This is a genomic window from Nitrosomonas sp. Nm132 (assembly GCF_900100485.1).
Classification (GTDB): Bacteria; Pseudomonadota; Gammaproteobacteria; order Burkholderiales; family Nitrosomonadaceae; genus Nitrosomonas.
On sequence record NZ_FNDH01000004.1, the window covers coordinates 86,573 to 104,108 of the forward strand.

The 17,536-nt window shown below is 49.2% G+C and carries 17 protein-coding genes, 1 tRNA gene and 1 pseudogene; 9 read left to right on the forward strand and 10 right to left on the reverse strand.

What is annotated here, in order from left to right:
- Positions 1 to 2: 2 nt before the first annotated feature.
- Entirely contained in the window at positions 3 to 1,961 is a 1,959-nt protein-coding gene (locus BLP80_RS02815; protein ID WP_090539936.1) for a DNA topoisomerase IV subunit B, read from the reverse strand.
- A gap of 780 nt (positions 1,962 to 2,741) precedes the next feature.
- On the opposite strand from BLP80_RS02815, the gene recQ reads away from it, so the two are divergent.
- The 3 genes from recQ (at position 2,742) to BLP80_RS02830 (ending at position 5,382) form a co-directional block, all read left to right on the forward strand.
- Complete coding sequence (gene recQ / locus BLP80_RS02820) at positions 2,742 to 4,583, forward strand: DNA helicase RecQ (RefSeq protein ID WP_090539938.1); 1,842 nt, start codon at positions 2,742 to 2,744, stop codon at positions 4,581 to 4,583.
- Between the two features lie 217 nt (positions 4,584 to 4,800).
- Positions 4,801 to 5,082 (forward strand): type II toxin-antitoxin system ParD family antitoxin, encoded by a 282-nt coding sequence (locus BLP80_RS02825; RefSeq protein ID WP_090539940.1) that lies wholly within the window; start codon positions 4,801 to 4,803, stop codon positions 5,080 to 5,082.
- Between the two features lie 12 nt (positions 5,083 to 5,094).
- Positions 5,095 to 5,382, forward strand: coding sequence for a type II toxin-antitoxin system RelE/ParE family toxin (locus BLP80_RS02830; protein ID WP_090539942.1), 288 nt, complete (start codon positions 5,095 to 5,097; stop codon positions 5,380 to 5,382).
- Positions 5,383 to 5,532: 150 nt separating this feature from the next.
- On the opposite strand, the gene BLP80_RS02835 is transcribed toward BLP80_RS02830, so the two are convergent.
- Both BLP80_RS02835 and BLP80_RS02840 read right to left on the reverse strand, forming a co-directional pair.
- Complete coding sequence (locus BLP80_RS02835) at positions 5,533 to 5,808, reverse strand: transposase (protein ID WP_090539944.1); 276 nt, start codon at positions 5,806 to 5,808, stop codon at positions 5,533 to 5,535.
- A gap of 391 nt (positions 5,809 to 6,199) precedes the next feature.
- Positions 6,200 to 6,505, reverse strand: a complete 306-nt coding sequence (locus BLP80_RS02840) for a hypothetical protein (protein WP_090539946.1) — start codon at positions 6,503 to 6,505, stop codon at positions 6,200 to 6,202.
- Positions 6,506 to 7,230: 725 nt separating this feature from the next.
- Between BLP80_RS02840 and hflX the strand changes: the two genes are divergently transcribed.
- Together hflX and BLP80_RS02850 are read left to right on the forward strand one after the other, a co-directional pair.
- The gene (hflX, locus tag BLP80_RS02845) at positions 7,231 to 8,565 is read left to right on the forward strand and encodes a GTPase HflX (protein WP_090539948.1); all 1,335 of its coding nucleotides are present in this window, start codon (positions 7,231 to 7,233) and stop codon (positions 8,563 to 8,565) included.
- A 68-nt stretch (positions 8,566 to 8,633) separates the two neighbouring features.
- Complete coding sequence (locus tag BLP80_RS02850) at positions 8,634 to 9,053, forward strand: hypothetical protein (protein WP_143002216.1); 420 nt, start codon at positions 8,634 to 8,636, stop codon at positions 9,051 to 9,053.
- Here BLP80_RS02850 and BLP80_RS02855 read toward each other — a convergent pair.
- A complete protein-coding gene (locus tag BLP80_RS02855; RefSeq protein WP_090539950.1) occupies positions 9,023 to 9,856 on the reverse strand; it encodes an NYN domain-containing protein in 834 nt (277 codons plus the stop codon). The genes BLP80_RS02850 and BLP80_RS02855 overlap by 31 nt on opposite strands.
- A gap of 210 nt (positions 9,857 to 10,066) precedes the next feature.
- Entirely contained in the window at positions 10,067 to 10,927 is an 861-nt protein-coding gene (locus tag BLP80_RS02860) for an REP-associated tyrosine transposase (RefSeq protein WP_090539952.1), read from the reverse strand.
- Between the two features lie 132 nt (positions 10,928 to 11,059).
- Here BLP80_RS02860 and BLP80_RS02865 point away from each other — a divergent pair, with 132 nt between their 5' ends.
- The 3 genes and pseudogenes from BLP80_RS02865 to BLP80_RS02880 all read left to right on the forward strand — a co-directional run.
- Positions 11,060 to 11,320, forward strand: coding sequence for an AbrB/MazE/SpoVT family DNA-binding domain-containing protein (locus BLP80_RS02865; RefSeq protein WP_090539954.1), 261 nt, complete (start codon positions 11,060 to 11,062; stop codon positions 11,318 to 11,320).
- A gap of 6 nt (positions 11,321 to 11,326) precedes the next feature.
- A complete protein-coding gene (locus tag BLP80_RS02870; protein ID WP_090539956.1) occupies positions 11,327 to 11,710 on the forward strand; it encodes a type II toxin-antitoxin system PemK/MazF family toxin in 384 nt (127 codons plus the stop codon).
- Between the two features lie 427 nt (positions 11,711 to 12,137).
- Positions 12,138 to 12,692, forward strand: a pseudogene (locus BLP80_RS02880) (IS630 family transposase); the annotation flags it as partial.
- A 56-nt stretch (positions 12,693 to 12,748) separates the two neighbouring features.
- On the opposite strand, the gene BLP80_RS02885 reads toward BLP80_RS02880, so the two are convergent.
- From BLP80_RS02885 to BLP80_RS02895, 3 genes are all read right to left on the reverse strand, one after another.
- A complete protein-coding gene (locus BLP80_RS02885; RefSeq protein ID WP_090539960.1) occupies positions 12,749 to 13,480 on the reverse strand; it encodes a PmeII family type II restriction endonuclease in 732 nt (243 codons plus the stop codon).
- Positions 13,440 to 14,318: a DNA-methyltransferase gene (locus BLP80_RS02890; protein WP_090539962.1), complete on the reverse strand. Its 879-nt coding sequence runs from the start codon at positions 14,316 to 14,318 to the stop codon at positions 13,440 to 13,442. Before BLP80_RS02890 ends, BLP80_RS02885 begins: the two co-directional genes overlap by 41 nt.
- A 368-nt stretch (positions 14,319 to 14,686) precedes the next feature.
- Positions 14,687 to 14,762 (reverse strand) — tRNA-Arg (locus BLP80_RS02895).
- 30 nt (positions 14,763 to 14,792) lie between these two features.
- On the opposite strand from BLP80_RS02895, the gene BLP80_RS02900 reads away from it, so the two are divergent.
- Positions 14,793 to 16,031, forward strand: coding sequence for an MFS transporter (locus tag BLP80_RS02900; protein ID WP_090539964.1), 1,239 nt, complete (start codon positions 14,793 to 14,795; stop codon positions 16,029 to 16,031).
- Here BLP80_RS02900 and BLP80_RS02905 read toward each other — a convergent pair.
- Positions 16,028 to 16,588, reverse strand: coding sequence for a Smr/MutS family protein (locus BLP80_RS02905; protein WP_256324928.1), 561 nt, complete (start codon positions 16,586 to 16,588; stop codon positions 16,028 to 16,030). The two genes, BLP80_RS02900 and BLP80_RS02905, sit on opposite strands and share 4 nt — an antisense overlap.
- Positions 16,585 to 17,535 carry a thioredoxin-disulfide reductase gene (gene trxB / locus BLP80_RS02910; protein WP_090539965.1) on the reverse strand — a complete coding sequence of 317 codons (951 nt, stop codon included), beginning with the start codon at positions 17,533 to 17,535 and terminating at the stop codon, positions 16,585 to 16,587. The genes BLP80_RS02905 and trxB overlap by 4 nt, the downstream gene beginning before the upstream one ends.
- Between the last annotated feature and the right edge of the window lies 1 nt (position 17,536).

Consider the following 17,536-nt stretch of genomic DNA (forward strand, 5'->3'; position numbering starts at 1 on the left):
TTTTAAATATCCGCTTCCACTTCGTTGCCATGAATAGTAATCAACTCCTTGCGTTCATTGGCATGTGACCTGCCCATCAAGGTGTCGAAGGTCTCAACGGCTTCTGCCACATCGCCGATGTGAATCTTCACCAGCCGGCGTGTGTCCGGACATAATGTCGTTTCCCAAAGCTGAACGGCGTCCATTTCTCCCAGCCCCTTGAAACGGGAAATGGTCCAGCTGCCTTCCTTAATCCCTTCCTGGCGCAGGCGCGCTTCCAGAATGTCCAACTCCATCTGGTCCAGGGCGTACTGCTTGCGCGGCGGTTTGCTCTTGCCCTGCGCCGGTACATCCACCCGGAACAACGGCGGTTGCGCAATATAGACGTGCCCTTGCTGTATGATCTTGGGGAAATGCCGGAAGAACAAAGTAAGCAGCAACGCCTGGATATGACTGCCATCATCATCGGCGTCGGACAGGATAATGATCTTGCCATAGCGCAAGGTGCTCATATCCACATCGCTATCCAGTTTGTGCGGATCGATTGCCAGCGATACTGCAATATTGTGGATCTCCTGGTTGGCGAGTATCTGCGCTTGTGCTACTTCCCAGCTGTTCATGCCCTTGCCGCGCAACGGCAGGATAGCCTGCGTTTCTTTGTCACGCCCCGCCTTGGCTGAACCGCCGGCAGAATCTCCTTCCACCAGGAACAGTTCGGCATTCGGGCCGGTCAGCTCGGAATCGGTCAGTTTGCCTGGCATCACCGCCACGCTGGAGCCTTTTTTGCGCTCGACCGTTTTAGCGATCTTGCCACGGTTGATGGCGTTCTTGATCGCCTGCTCAGCAATCTTGGTTGCTTCTGCCACATGCTCGTTAAGCCACAAATCCAGCGCATCCCGCATGGCAGCTCCCATCAACTTGACCGCCTCGCGCGAAGACAACTTTTCCTTGGTCTGGCCGGAAAAGCTCGGATCAACCATGCGGACAGCCAGCACGAAGCGTAGCTTGGTCCACACATCTTCGGCTGCCAGTTTCACGTTGCGCTGCATCAGCCCATGCTGTTCTGCAAAAGTGCGCACGCTGTTGAAGACCACATCGCGCAAGCCGGCCTCGTGTGTTCCGCCGCCCAACGTCGGGATCAGGTTGACATAGGACTCCCCTCCTCCTGAACCTGCAACCCATGCCAACGCCCATTGCACCCCCTCGCCGTCAGAGAAGGTTTCGTTGGCGGCCAGATACTTTTCACCGCAGAAAGCAGGCGCAATCGGCTCATCCTCGGCAATCATCTGATCGAGGTACTGTGCGATCCCCCCGCTAAAATGCCATTCCTTGACATCGAAACCTGTGCCCGTTTCGATGTTGAGCAGCACTTTAACCCCTGGCAGCAACATCGCCTTGGCGCGTAGCAAGTGCTCCAACTCTCCCCGCTGGAGCGAGGGAGAATCGAAATACTTTGCGTTAGGCCAGATGCGCAGTACCGTGCCGGTGTTACGTGCACCGCAATGGCCGATCACAGTTAACGGTTCGATCACTTCGCCTTCGGCGAAAGCGATGCGGTAGTGCTTGCTTTCGCGTTTGACCTCAACTTCCAGGCGGGAGGAGAGTGCATTCGTCACTGAAACGCCCACGCCGTGCAAGCCGCCGGTGAATTTATAGCTGCTGCCCGCCTCGCCTTTAGCAAACTTGCCGCCGGAATGAATCACCTGGAACACGACCTGTATGGTCGGGACCTTTTCTTCAGGATGCAGGCCGACCGGAATGCCGCGCCCGTCATCTGCGACAGCGACTGAACCGTCCCGGTAAAGGGTCACTTCGATATGCTTGGCATGACCTGCCATCGCCTCATCGACAGCGTTGTCGATGGCCTCCACTACCATGTGTGTTGGATCGGCGGTGCGGGTGTACATGCCCGGTCGCAATTGGATAGGTTCCAGCTTGCGCAGGACGCGGATTGAAGATTCGTCGTAAGTTTGTTTCGTCATAGTTGCCAGGTTAGTTTAAACGCACGTTACACCCCGATATTTTCCCACAAAAACCCATCACCCCAGTGCGCCCACAGGATGGCATATAGGCTGCTAGGCTTTAACAGGGAATCAGGGTTGGGCGAGATCTGAGCGAGTGAACGGGTAAGTCAATCAGAATCAGTGATTTATCAGGTCAGAAGCGGACTTTTCCTTTGCAAAGGGAGTTGTCAGCGCCACCATTGTCAAAGTCTGCGTCACGCGATTTTCCTTCGACCGGCAAAAATTTCACAAACCCATAAATTTATGCTTGCGGCTAAATACATTTTGCGCGGTTGATACTGATAACTTGTGTGTAAAATCTGAATAATTTCTGGATAACTCGAAATAAAAATAATTGCTTAATTTTATCCACAAATTATCCCAGCTAAATGCTTATTTTATACAGATCAAAAAACTTACTCATGTTGTTGATGATTAAACTATTTTTCAAAATATACCGGAATTGCCCAGCCTTTAGTTATTATTACTAAGATTTAATTAGGGTAATATTAGAGTAATAAAAGTTAAACGGAGCCTCCTCTTTCTGTTACTTATTGTTCCTGTAAAACCCCTAAGATTTCAGAGTAGTTTCTGATTCCTGCTTGACTACTTCAAGGCAAATTCCGACTGGTGCCCCTACTACCAATATCAACACAGTGATCTGCTCGGTTTACGCTATCATTCCACTGATGAATATTGAGTTGTAGAGAACAAGTAAATTTATCCGGCAATGCGTTGCTCCGCTACTTAGTCCAAATGATGTCCCTTTCAGTCCCTGAACAAACCCTTCATGACGTTTTTGGCTACTCAGCCTTTCGCGGCGAACAGCAGTATATCGTCGAGCATGTTGCTGCCGGAGGAGATGCGCTGGTATTGATGCCGACCGGCGGTGGCAAGTCTCTATGCTACCAACTGCCAGCCTTGCTGCGGCCAGGTGTAGGTATCGTGGTGTCACCCCTGATCGCATTGATGCAGGACCAGGTAGAGACGCTTAATCAACTTGGCGTGCAAGCCGAGTTTCTGAATTCCAGTCTCGATGCCAGAGCAGCGCGAGAAGTATCCAATCGGTTGCTGTATGGCGAACTCAAGCTACTGTATGTCGCACCCGAGCGGCTGTTGACAGAAGGTTTCTTGGCTATGCTGGAACGCCTGCAGGCACGCAATGGTCTGGCGCTGTTTGCTATTGACGAAGCGCATTGTGTCTCACAATGGGGCCATGATTTTCGTCCGGAGTACCGTGAACTGACAGTACTGCACCAACGTTTTCCAACCGTGCCGCGCATCGCGTTGACGGCCACTGCCGATGCACCCACACGGGCAGAAATTGTTGACCGTCTGGCACTGGAAAATGCACGGCAGTTTATTGCGAGTTTTGACCGCCCCAATATCTGCTATCGTGTTGCAATCAAAAACAACCCACGCCAGCAACTGCAAGCTTTTCTTGAAGCTGAACATGCTAACGATGCGGGTATTGTCTACTGCCTATCGCGCAAAAAAGTGGAAGAAACAGCTGTCTGGCTAAAAGCGCGCGGCTGGGATGCTTTGCCCTATCACGCTGGACTTGACACCGCAACACGCAACCAGCACCAGCGCAGATTTCTGCGTGAAGAAGGGGTTATCATGGTGGCCACCGTGGCTTTTGGCATGGGTATAGATAAACCTAACGTGCGCTTTGTAGCACACCTCGATTTACCTAAGAGCATGGAAAGCTATTACCAGGAAACCGGGCGGGCAGGCCGCGACGGCCTGCCCGCCAATGCGTGGATGGTTTACGGCCTGGGCGATGTGGTGTCGATGCGGCAGATGCTTGATTCGGGCGATGCGCCGGAAGAACGCAAGCGTGTTGAACGGCAAAAACTCGATGCCCTGCTGGGCTTTTGCGAATCCACCACATGTCGTCATCAAACGATCCTGCGTTATTTTGGCGAAGCGCATCCTGGCCATTGTGGACAATGCGACAACTGTCTCAGCCCGGTAGATACCTGGGATGCAACCGAGGCGGCGCGCATGGCATTGTCCTGTGTCTACCGCACGGGACAGCGCTTTGGCGCCGGTCACCTGATCGATGTGCTGCTGGGCAAAAACACGCCACAGGTAGAAAGATTTCAGCATCAGCAACTCAGCACCTTCGGCATTGGCAAAGCATTGACACCACAACAGTGGAGCAGTGTTTACCGGCAACTGGTTGCAGTTGGTTTGCTACAGGCGCAGATGGAAGCTTATGGTGGGCTGAGTCTAACTGAGGAAGCACGCCCGCTTCTGCGTGGTGAAAACAAGCTATGGTTGCGCCGCGACAATGAAACGGGCGGGCGTACCATGAGTCGTGCAGAGCGTGCCTCGCGAACGCGCGAGGCTTTCGCCGACGCTAAGGAAGACCCGCTATGGCAAGCGCTCAAAGCCATGCGCCTGCAATTGGCTCGCGAACAGGGTGTGCCCCCCTATGTGATCTTTCACGATAGCACGCTGTTGGAGATTCTCAATCATCGTCCTGCCAACCTCACCGAGCTAGGGCGTATCAGCGGTGTGGGTCAGGCCAAGTTGGCACGCTATGGCGATCAATTTTTGAAGGTGTTGGAGGATGCGGTGAACGGGGTAAGCTAATTTCGTTGGTTGGTGAAATAGGGGTATCCTGAGGATTCACCTAGGCACGGTTCTGCCAGAATCTTGCAGCGCTAAAGCGCTTGATTTCATGAAAATTTGTATATCTTATGGCTATCGCAAATCGACCTTGAGCTGCCTGCTCATATTAGTTTTTTATCAGTTGACGCTGTTGCTCTGAGTAGTAAATATTACTACTATAACGCAAGGAGGTTTTATCATGGCACGTGTTGAAAAATTAAGCATTGCTCTGACACCCGAAATGGCTGCAGCTATCCGTCAGTGTGTCGAAAGTGGTGAATATGCCAGCAGTAGTGAAGTTATCCGGGAAGCTTTGCGCGATTGGAAGCTCAAGCGTTCTATTCAACAAAATGAAATGAGAGAGTTACGAAGTCTTTGGCAAGCTGGGCTGGAGAGTGGCCCTGGTCATTTAACTGATATGGCCGAGATCAAAGAAAAAGCTCGACAACGGGTATTGGCCCAAGAAATGGATCAGAGCTAAACCGGTAAAGTTATGCCGGCAGTTAAAAGGACAGCGCAAGCCGAGGAAGATCTCATTGAAATATGGATTTACATCCCGCAGGATAATCCCATGGCAGCTGATCGTGTGCTCGATGACATTGAAGAAAAATGCGATGCGCTTGCGAACAATCCGTTAATGGGTCGTTTGCGAGCTGAAATTGCCCCAGAGCTTCGCTATTTTGCAGTGGGCAAATATTTGATTCTGTATCGCACAGTACAAGATGGTATTGAGATTGTTCGTGTGATCCATGGTGCACGTGATTGGCTCCATTTATTCTGACGCACACATGCACATGAGGTCTTGTCTTTTGCCCATCAGCGTTCGCCTAGCGCCTAGCACCGCATAGGGGTTACGCCACAGGGGGGCGCGAATCAAGAAAAACAAGGGTAACGATCGGGCTATGGCTCACAAGAATAAGAATTCATAATTCTAGACCCTGCTTTTGCTTTTCTTAATTCGCGACCTGACCCCAATGTTTGAAATGTTTGCAACCGCCAGTTTAACTTCTGCTGTCCAGTCATCTGCTTTACTGTTATCTCCCGGCACTGCGATTCCCCTGTTCCTGTATTCTTTTCTCCATTGGTACAGCGTAACATCAGATACGCCGGTTTCTTTACACAATTGTGGAACAGATACCCCATTGGGTAGCATCATCTTCTTGATTACTGATTCCTTGAATTCTTTCGAATAGCTCTTTTGCATCATGTCTTCTCGCTTCGCCCTTCAAGTTTTTAGGTTTCAACTGAGGCGAAAGGTATCCTGATACATAGGGGTTCGAATATCGGCTTTGTAGTGATATCCTCGAATTATGTTCTGTCATTCATAAACGGACGTTCGTGATGCTATCAAAGTATTTATGGATAATCTTTGATTTGTAATCAGCTGGTCGAGGATTTTATCCCCATCACTATTCCATAAAATAAAAGACTTAGGTAGAAATACCTAAGTCTTTTAATTTGCTGTGCCAATTTTGTGTCAGTCACCTCTTAAAGCTAATACTTCTTATCGGCATAGCTTGCCAGATCGCTTTGCCCGAGTAGTCTCAATCGAAAGCAGTCTTCGCTTTGGCCTATTGCATCCTCTCTCGGATAAATGATTACTGCGGAGGTTGTTCCGCTTGCGGAGGTTGTTGCTGTTGCTGTTGTTTTTGCATTCTCTTCACGCCCACGGCTGCCTTTGCCTTATCTTGCCTTTCCTGCTGCTGCTGCTCATCCTGATACTCATTGGCCTTTATTGCCCTGTTTTGCTGGGTCTGTTGTTTCTGTTGCTGTCCTGACTGAGTTGATGATTGTCGGCTCTGCTGCTTCTCTTGGGCATCTTGTTGATGGTCTCCACCCCTAGCATATGCATTGACGGCGGTTAGGAGCATAATGGGAATTATGAATTTCGAGAATTTAATCATAGCATCACCTCATGGGTTTAATTAAGGGGGTTGCTTGAACTTATCAGCCGAAATCACAGGCTATCTATAATTTAAACGCGTGAGTAGACTAAGTCAATAAATCATTGCAAACCTGCTAATCGCTCTGGCTTACGAGACTTCTCAACCATCCAGGCAATACCGCGGAGACTAAGTTGTGTAAGTCATGCCGCCATGAACAGCGCAGGAAAGTGTCAAGTCTTGCATTACGACAAACAGTCAACTATTCTTCAGCTCGTTGGAATTGAAGAATCTGAACGCGACAACGAGGTCAGGCTGCACACCGTTATCGGCAATTGATCTAGCGGGTTAAAGTCCCGTCCGGGGAATTGCTCATTCACTCCGGTAGGACTGCGGAGCAGTATTTGAGTAATTGAATGCTGTGCACATTCTCGGGTCATCCTCGGGGTCAGGTCTAGATTCATCGCACATAGTAATGCACGAGAGAGAGCAGGGTCTAGATCCGCAGCATGCAGTAATCTATTAACACAAATGAAACACCTATTCTAGACCAGACCCAGTAATCTTGAAGCCTGTTCAATGTGATCTAGTTCACTACCGTTTGACAGCTTGTTCTAACAAGTGATTCTGATTTTGCTATTTGAGGAGTTAGACGATATGTTGATTAAGGATTGCTCACGGCAGGACTTATTATGGTCAATTCAGGTACTATCTGACTTCGCCCACTCAAAAGATGCTGCCTCCTAATGCAAATAGAAGCCAAAGAAAAATCCAGGTACGCTGTCGTGGCGGCCGTTCAACTGCCGAGCGTGAGCGATGTCGAGTTCGAGGCATCGCTGAACGAGCTACGCGAGCTCGCAAAAACACTGGGATATGAGGTCGTCAACACATTCGTGCAGAAGCGCGCCAGCTTCGACACGACAGCTTACCTTGGCACCGGCAAGCGGCAGGAAATACGCCGCTTCGTCAACAACGAATCCGAGTCCGAGGAAACAGTCGCCAACCCTGATAGCCGGGACATCGATACCATCCTGGTCGACCACGAGATCTCCCCCTCGCAGGCGCGCAACCTTGAAAAGGAGGTCGGCTGCGAGGTGATGGACCGCACTATGGTTATCCTCGAAATTTTTCACCGCAATGCCCGCTCTCGCGCAGCGCGCGCCCAGGTGGAGATCGCGCGCCTCGGCTACATGGCGCCACGCCTACGCGAGGCGGCGAAGCTTGCGGGTCCACAAGGGCGGCAACGCAGCGGCGTCGGGGGCCGGGGGGGCGGCGAGTCGCACACTGAGTTGGACCGACGCAAAATCCGTGACCGTATTGCCGAACTTCAACAGGAAATTGTCGCGATGGATGTCGAGCGTAAGACACAGCGCGCGCGGCGGCAAGAGCGCCAGAAGCTCGCTGTCGTGGCGCTCGTCGGCTATACGAACGCTGGCAAGTCCACTTTAATGCGAGCGCTCACGGGAAGCGAGGTGCTGGTCGCGAATAAACTCTTCGCTACGCTTGATACCACAGTACGGACCCTCCACCCGGAGAGTGTGCCTCGCGTGCTCGTCAGTGACACAGTCGGTTTCATCAAGAATCTGCCCCACGGACTCGTCGCATCGTTCAAGTCAACACTGGATGAAGCGCTTGATGCATCCCTGCTGCTCCACGTCATTGATGCAAGCGATCCCGGGTTTGAGCGCCAGCTTGAGGTCACCGATAAAGTGCTTGAGGAGATCGGAGCGAATACCGTGCCGCGCATTCGCGTTTTCAACAAGATCGATCATGTCGGCGATGCAACGGCGCAGGCTGAACGCGAAGTGGCCTTGCAGACGCAGTATCCAGATTGCGTCGTGATGAGCGCACGCCGACCTGATGAGGTAGCGAAGCTACGCGAGAAGATTGTCGCGTTTTTCCAGCAGGATCTGGTTGAGGCTGAACTTTTTCTTCCCTGGTCGGCACAGCAATTGCGTGGGGAAATCTACGCGAGCTGTCAGGTGCTGGAGGAGCGAGCAGACAGTGAGGGCGCCTTCTTCCGAGTCCGTGGCGAACCTGATGCTATCGAAAACCTGCGCGAGCAGTTCAGCCAAGTGTGATGAATGGCTTCCGTCACAAAGTTTTTGTATGACCGAGTAGATGCGCGCCTATGTGTTCATGACCAATCATGTGTATTTGTTGCGCTCCGCCGATCGAACTGAGTCCGGTGCGTGCGGGGATGGTGGCGCATCCAGCGGAATATCGTTGGTGTAGCTACCGGGTAAACGCGCAGGGGGAGACCGCCGATACACTAGTGAAACTGCATCCCCTTTATGTGGCATTGGGGTTAAATGATGCTGGCAGGCAAAGGGCTTACCGCGAGTTGTTCCGTTATGAATTGGAGTCGGGATTGGTTGATGAGATTCGGTGGGCAACGAATGGCAACTTCGCATTGGGCAATGAATGTTTCGCAACACAGGTATCGACAGCCGAGCGGATGATGCCAGCCCGGATCTTATCGGATTACAGGGATCCGTTAAAAGGGGACCACTCCATGATACAGAACCAGAATCTCGTTCATTTTTTCCTTTTATCCTTGATACGTTGATTCTGAGTGTCTACTTCGAATAAACCAATAGTCTTGATGAGGTCGCTGAATTTTGCGTAACCGTAATTGCGCGAATCGAACGCCGAGAAATTCTTCACGATATGTTTTTTCACCTCGCCCATGTGAGCGAAGCCGTCTTCATCGGAAAGCGCTTCAATTGCAGAGCGGATCAATGAAACGAGCTTGGTATCCATTGCCAGTTCCTTGGAGTTTTTCTTGGTGCCGGGTATGGTTGCGGCTTCACTCGAAGATATTACAGATTTTGTGGTTTTCTTTTTCGGGCTCGTTTTTAATTTGCCGGAAGTGTCTTCCATTTGTACCAAAAGGCTGTTTTCACTGTCTATCTGCTTGTTTTGCGAGAGGATTTCGAAGTATTTGAATTCGTTGCAGGCGGCTTGCAATGATTCTGGTGTTTTTTTCTCGCCAAAACCATAGACCAGTTTGCCGGATTCGCGGAATCGAATCGCCAATCTGGTGAAATCGCTATCGCTGGAAACGATGCAAAAACCGTCTAGGGGGGCTGTGTAGAGCAGATCCATGGCGTCAATGATCAACGCGCTATCTGTTGCATTCTTACCCTTGGTATTGGCATATTGCTGAATGGGTTGGATGGCGTGTTTAGGCAGGATTTCCTTCCACCGGTTCAGCTGATTTTGTGTCCAGTCGCCATAAATACGTCTGACACTCGCATCTCCGAATTTTGATATTTCCTCGAACAATTCATCAATAAAGTCAATCATCTTGAAGGTATTGTCTGCATCAATCAATACCGCCAGTCTCGGATTGTTGCTGTCGGCACTCATAGGCTTGTCCGGGGATAATCAAGAACTGGGGTGAGCATATTCATGCGAGAATTCCTGAAGTTATCTGAATCTGAAAGTATACAGGACATACTGTTTCTGACTCCGTATGCGTTCTGATAGTCCAGCGTTTGGTGATGTCATAGGTTAGTTTATCTATAGCATAATCAGCACATAATCAGGGCCAGGTCTAGATTTTATCTAGCTTTATAGCTACTTTCCTGCCTTTATTTTCTTGGTGCTATTTGCCCGAACAATATTACCAACGGTTGTAAAATGCAAATTAAAAAATGTGCCTATGTCTTGATAACTATATTCTCCAGTTGTATAAGCTGCCACAATAGCCCGATCACGGTTTTTGTGAGCTTTAGCGATTTCTGCCAACGGTTTAGCAGGCGAACGACGTTGCACTTGGGGTATGTTGATATCGTCGAATTTTCCTTTGATCTTTTCCTGCATCCGCTTAATAAAATTATCATCGCCAAGAAAAACCTGCTGATTTAAATGCTTCCAGATGGATTCCTGACCAATCCCCTGGACAATAAACTGGATATAGTGTTGCACGGCTTTTTCCCGCTGTGCAGCAAACTGCGCAAGCAAACGGTCTTTTGCCAACCAAGGTGGTGTCACAGCCTCTTCTATCATGGCGTTATAACTGCTCCATGGCCATGCGCCAGGATTGTCAACAATGCCGGCTCGCACAGGGTTAAGGACCACGTAACGGGTTAATTCCATGAGATAACTATCTAAATTAACAAGAATCGCCTTATAACGCCCCTGGAATAAATGCCCACTTCGCCTATGACGTCGGTTTGATGTTTGTGTAAACACACCATTGAGCTGCCGCATTCCCTTCGATAAATTACCATCCGGCGTTTCGATCACCAAATGATAATGATTGTCCATCAAACAGTAGGCATAACAAAGCCAGTTCGCATCGGTAATAACCTGGCCCAGTATTTCAAGAAACCGATCACGGTCGATATCATCATCATAAATGTTCTCACGACGATTACCCCGCGCGGTAATATGATAAAGTGCGCCCGAAAATTCGATTCTGATTGGTCTAGCCATGATAAGAATGTTAGCATATTTGTTTCATAAGATATAGACCTGACCCTGTTACTCGTGAAGATTGAGATTTGCTTCCCACTCCAGTTATGTTTATACTCAGGTTTAAACATTGACAGACTGGAATAATCAATTATGAACACAAAAGAGGTGATCCTGGATATCAAGCAATGGGGCAATAACCTGGGGGTGCGCCTGCCTGCTGCCATTGCACGGGAAGCCCACGTGCACGCTGATCAACGGGTTAAATTGACGGTATCCAACGGCCAGATCATCATCACGCCGGTGCGGGATGAACCGTTGACGCTGGAACAGCGCCTGGCGCAATTCGATCCCGCCCGGCATAGCGGCGAAGCCATGCAAGCTACGCAGCAATTGGGTGCAGAAAAGTGGTAGCCGCTCATGGTTAGGATGGGGAGTGCCGCTGACTGGGTACCTGATCGCCAGCACATCATCTGGATAGATTGCAACCCACAAGCTGGTCAGGAAATGCGTAACACCCACCCTTTCCTGGTATTGTCCCCCCAGAATTTCAACGATAAGACTTCATTGGTGATTGGCCTGCCGATGACCACCGCTGCTTACAATGCCGACAACCCCTTTGCCGTGGCTGTGGGCAAGATTGCCAAACGAAAAACCGAGCAAACCAGCTATGTGCTGTGCCACCAACCCAAATCATTCGACTGGCGCGCGCGTGATGCCAAGCCCCACCCATTGGGAACGTTGAACGATAGTTTGTTCGTAGAGGTATGTGAACGGTTGAACCAGATCATTCAGCTCCCATAACAGTCACTCAATCCGAGTTTGTCCTGGAACAAGGGCTCATTGCACAGCTTAAGCACATAGAATACACGTGCGTGCGCATTGAAAATGAAGCGGACATGCTTGCGCCAACCTCAAGCGCCAACTGGGAACCCACAACCATGGTATTCCTGAGCGAACAGGAATTTGAGCAGGTACTGAGCCACTTCAACTTCTAAAGTTAATAGGATGAGGGACGCAAGTAGAAGTAATTTACTTTTTCTCGCTGCTTGTAACAGTATGAGTTCTTCATCATCGATAAGCCTTCCAAAAAAAAGCACAAAAAAGGGCGCACGCCCTATAGGTGACAAAACAGCACGGATCCAAACGAGGCCTATATTTTATAAAGTTTATGTTTTATGTATAGAATATAGACCTGTCCCTAGAATTCGCGGACAAAACCGGACAGGGAAGCCAGCCAGCCCCGGTTTACACCGTCAGCGTTGACGAGAAGTCCGGCGTACAAGCGATCGGCCTGACTGCCTTAGACCTTCCGCCCGTACCCGGCAGGGAAACATCGCTGGCGCGAGATTACGAATATGTTCGCTTTGGTGCCTTGTCCATTCTGGCGGCGCTCGATTTCCATACGGGGGAAATCATCGCCAACGTGGAGTCGAAGCACCGCAGCCGCGAGTTTATTGATCTGCTCAAGCGTTTGAACGCTCATTATCCTGCTCATGCTACTATTCGTGTGGTGCTCGACAATCACTCGGCTCATGTTTCCAAGGAAACGATGACTTATTTGGCGAGCCGTCCGGGGCGTTTCAAATATGTCCATACACCCAAGCATGGTTCATGGCTGAATCTTATAGAGTGTGCCTTCTCCAAGATGGCTCGTACCTTTCTTCGCCATATTCGAGTCTCGTCAAAGGAAGAACTCAAGGAGCGAATCCTCAAAGGCATTGCGGAATTTAACGAAACACCGGTTCCATTCCGCTGGAGAAAGTTCAACTTGGGGCTTGTTTAATATGTAATTGTTTTAACGGAACGATCTACTAGCTGTATCATTAGGAGCTACGTAGGCTACATTGCAGAGTTAAATCGAACCAATTTATCCCAGTCAATTTCTCCGTTATCCTTACAGAAGCTATTCGAAAATTCTTTGGTAAATTTATTAATTATCTGAGAATACGATTTCACAAAATCATCATTCTTTTCTCTGGCATTATGCCCAAGTGGTTCGATAATTTCTGTGAATAATTGATTGTTGCCAGATATAAACTCCCAAAAACGTTGGCCGCAATATTTGAAATAATCACCTTTGTCTGGATTGCTATCTTTGCCGTAACAGCAGCCATTTACAGCCACGACATTCAATTTTGAATTGCTGGTTCTTAATGTTTTTTTAGCGATCTTGAAGTCCGTTACCATTTTGGCTATTTGTGAGCTATTACCCCAATTCGGCCCAGATTTGATTGTTACAATGTTTCTTGAACCGTTGTTATCAAATTCAAGATCAATGCCAGTAATGCCAGATTTACGTCCACTGTAGACTTTCTCGTTGATAAAAATGGCAAGCCCTTCCAGCCAGTCACCAAAAATGGTTTCTTCGTTTGAAGATATATGGGCGTCCACCAATCCCTTTATAATCTGTTCAGCAGTCAGCACATTTTTCGCTTTAAACAGATATGGATTTTTTCGTTTGAGAACCTGCGATAGCTTTAATCTGTCAAGACTTTGAATACGCTTTTGGTGGAAAGCCTCAATGTTTTGCTCAACGTACAGTGATACGTCTTTTAAGTTTAACTGCTTCATAAACCGCCTTTGATTCGAATAAATATAACTCAACAGGCCTCAATTGCTTTTTTACCATTTCGCAGTACTCAGGAACGATGTCGATACCTATTGAATTTCGTCTCATTCGGTTCGCAACAATTAACGTTGTTCCCGAACCCATAAATGGATCAAGAACCATGTCATTTTCTTTTGTAAAAAGTTTGATAAACCATTCGGGTAATTCTTCAGGGAAAGCTGCGCTGTGATTCTTATTGTTGCATTCGGTTGCTAAATGTAAAACATTTGTTGGATACGCTTTATCCCTGTAAAGCCAGTTTGAAATATTTTTACCAAATCCGCTTCCAACTTTTGAGTTATCACGGGTTTTATCGGTTTCAGAAAGGTTTTTCAACCTTGAATTTGCCCATTCGCCCATTGGAACCATTACTTCTTCCTGATACATATTAAATTTTCTATTTTTATTAAATTGAAGAAGTCTTTCCCATGCGTCACGAAAACGGTTAGGCCATTTTCCAGGATAGCAATTTTTCTTATGCCAAATAAACTCTTCCGTCCATAACCACCCCTGTTTACGCATCTCTAAAATGAGTTCAATCACGTAAATACTGCGCTCACCTTCAACTACCTTTTCTTTGATATTTAAAACAAAAGTCCCTGTTGGCTTAAGTACCCGCAAAAGCTGTTCTGAAATAGGCAAAAACCAGTCCACGTATTTGTCATGATGAATGCCACCGTAAGTGTTTTTTCGTTGGTCTGCATAAGGAGGCGATGTAACTATAAGGTCAACAGAATTATTTGGAAGCAGTTTTAACTGTTCCTTACTGTCTCCAAGATATATATCTGTGGTTATCTCCATTTTATATGCTCACTTGTATCGGAAAGTTTTTATTGTCTTTCATTTTCATCATGCCACCCAACTATTAAATAGATTGCAAATTAAGATACAAAGTTTTTCAGATCAATTAAAGCTTTTATCTTGTTAATTAAGTCTATTTCTTGCCGAGTTTTCTATTCTTACCAAGATCATTAAAAAAGATCTTATATTCTGTTTTATATTCCTAAGGATACAGTCTTATTAATAATTATTATTGAATTGAGCTGACTTATACTATCCAAGCGAAACAGGGGACAGACCACGGTTTTATGTTTTTAGGGTCGTGTTGCCCCGGCGCGGCCCCAGAAAAACTAAAGGGTTTAACATCTCTGCTAAACCCTTGTTTTTATTGGCGCCCTAGAGACGAATCGAACGTCCGACCTACCCCTTAGGAGGGGGTCGCTCTATCCACTGAGCTACCAGGGCGAAACCCGCATTTTACGCTATTATGTAGGAATGGATAAACAGAAACCGCATCCTGATCAAAATACTGCAGGACAGAAAAAATTACCTCGTGCCGTGGTGGTGCTTGGTCTGGTTAGTTTTTTCAATGATTTTGCTTCCGATATCGTCGCGCCGCTTATTCCGATTTTGCTCGCGTCTGTCCTGGCGGCTGGGCCGGTGGCGTTGGGTTTGATCGAGGGGATTGCCGATGCGTTAGCCAGTTTTCTGAAACTCTGGTCGGGGCGGCATTCTGACATCATGGGTGGGCGCCGCAAGAAACTGACATTAGCCGGCTATATGTTGTCGAACACTGCGCGTCCCCTGCTGGGGTTGGCTGTTTCCTGGCCAGCAGTGTTGTTGCTGCGCAGCATCGACCGCGTCGGTAAAGGAATACGCGGCGCACCGCGCGATGCGCTGGTGGCGGATGCCACGCCCTCACATATGCGCGGTTACGCATATGGTTTTCATCGTGCGCTGGATAATGGCGGCGCACTGGCAGGGAGTCTCACTGCCGCAGCCATACTGGCTTGGTCGGGGCTGGATCTGACCGAAGTGATTTTATGGTCCGCAGTGCCGGGACTTGTTGCCGTCCTACTAATCGGTGTAGGTATCAAGGAAGAAAACAAGAGCAACATAACGAAAGCAGAAAACGCCTTACCTGAAGCACCGCCCCCCTTGCGATGGTCATTATTAGCTTTGCCGACACGGCGTTATCTACTGGTTCTGACGCTCTTCACCTTTGCGCGCGCCTCCGAAATGTTCATTCTGCTGCTGGGATATCAACTCGGTGTCGGTGTAGTCGAGTTGCTGCTGATCTGGTCTGCGATCAGTCTTGCCAAGGCCGTGACCTCGACTGCCGGGGGGCAACTGGCTGATCGCTATGGGCGGGGAGGTATGATGCTGATTGGCTGGACTGCGTTTGCTGTGTCGTTCCTGTTGCTTGGTTTGGTGACCAGCAGTGGTGGATTATGGCTGGTCAGTATTTTTTACGGACTGTTTACTGGCATGAGCGAAGGGGCTGAACGTGCGCTGATCAGCGATTATGCCAGCCCCACTGAAAGGGGTACCGCCTTTGGCTGGTATCATCTGGCAGTCGGGCTGGCGGCCATTCCAGCAGGTGTGCTGTTCGGTTTCCTGTGGCAGTTTCATAGCGCATCACTGGCATTCTTTTTTGCAGGCGGACTCGCCGCCTTGGCCGCGCTATTGCTGCGATTATGGGCTTGGCCAGCTAAAGATACGATGGCGAGTTAAGCCGATGCTTTAAGCAGCACCAGCACGGCGCCACTACCGCCATGCTCGGGGTTGGCCTGGCAAAACGCCAGTACGTCATCGCGTTGCATAAGCCAGCCGCCAACGCGCGATTTCAGCACCGGTTCACGGTTTTTTGAGCTCAATCCTCTCCCATGAATGACGCACACGCATCGAACGCCATACCTGGCGCACTCATCGAGAAATACGGTCAGTGCATAACGTGCCTGATCCCGTGTCATACCGTGCAAATCCAGCTCAGACTGAATTTTCCAGTGGCCTCGCCGCAATTTACGCAAGATCTGGCGGGATAAGCCAGGACGCAGATAGGACCACTCATCGCCTTCCGGGATTTCCAGAGAAGGATGATCTGACAGCGTATCCTCCGCAGCAGGCTTTTCTACAGCAGGCCGAGGAATAGGCCGGGGCGGTTTTTGCCGATGAACGACTTGATTGGATGGAGCGAGCGGGATGACATCCCGCATCGCCTCAAGAAACAAGGCAGTCTCTTCATCGTTATTTTTCTTATCGGATGTGACTGTTTTCTTGCCTCGCTTCACTTTAAATCATCGAGATATTTCTCTGCATCCAGCGCAGCCATGCAACCGGTTCCAGCACTGGTCACAGCCTGGCGATAAATCTGATCCTGCACATCCCCCGCAGCAAACACGCCAGGGATGCTCGTTGCTGTGGCATTGCCTTCATTCCCGCCGCGGGTGACGATATAGCCATTTCTCATGTCCAGTTGCCCTTGAAACAGATCAGTATTGGGCTGGTGCCCGATGGCAATAAAAACACCGCGTAAATCGAGCGTGCGGGTGGCCTCATCCTGGGTATTCTTGATACGGATACCGGTCACGCCTGATTCATCACCCAGTACTTCATCCAGCACATGATTGAGCGCTAATGTGACATTGCCGGTTTCCGCTTTGTTCATCAATTTATCGATCAGAATTTTTTCCGAGCGGAATTTGTCGCGTCGGTGCACGACGGTCACACGGCGGGCGATATGGGAAAGATACAGGGCTTCCTCGACAGCCGTATTGCCGCCGCCGATTACCGCGACATCCTGTCCTTTATAGAAAAAGCCATCACAGGTCGCGCAAGCCGACACGCCCTTGCCCATGTAGGCTTCTTCGGAAGGTAGTCCCAGGTATTTGGCTGAAGCGCCCGTCGCAATAATCAGGGCATCACAGGTGTAAGTGCCTTGATCACCTGTCAGAACAAAAGGCTTTTCCGTCAGTTTAGCCGTATGAATATGATCGAAAATAATCTCGGTTTGGAAGCGCTCGGCATGTTTCTGGAAACGCTCCATCAATTCCGGTCCTTGAACCCCCTGTGCATCAGCCGGCCAGTTATCGACATCGGTGGTTGTCATGAGCTGGCCGCCTTGTGCCAGTCCCGTAATGATGACAGGATTGAGATTGGCGCGCGCCGCATAGATCGCAGCGGTATAGCCCGCAGGGCCAGAACCAAGAATAAGCAATCGGGAATGTTTAGTTGTCATA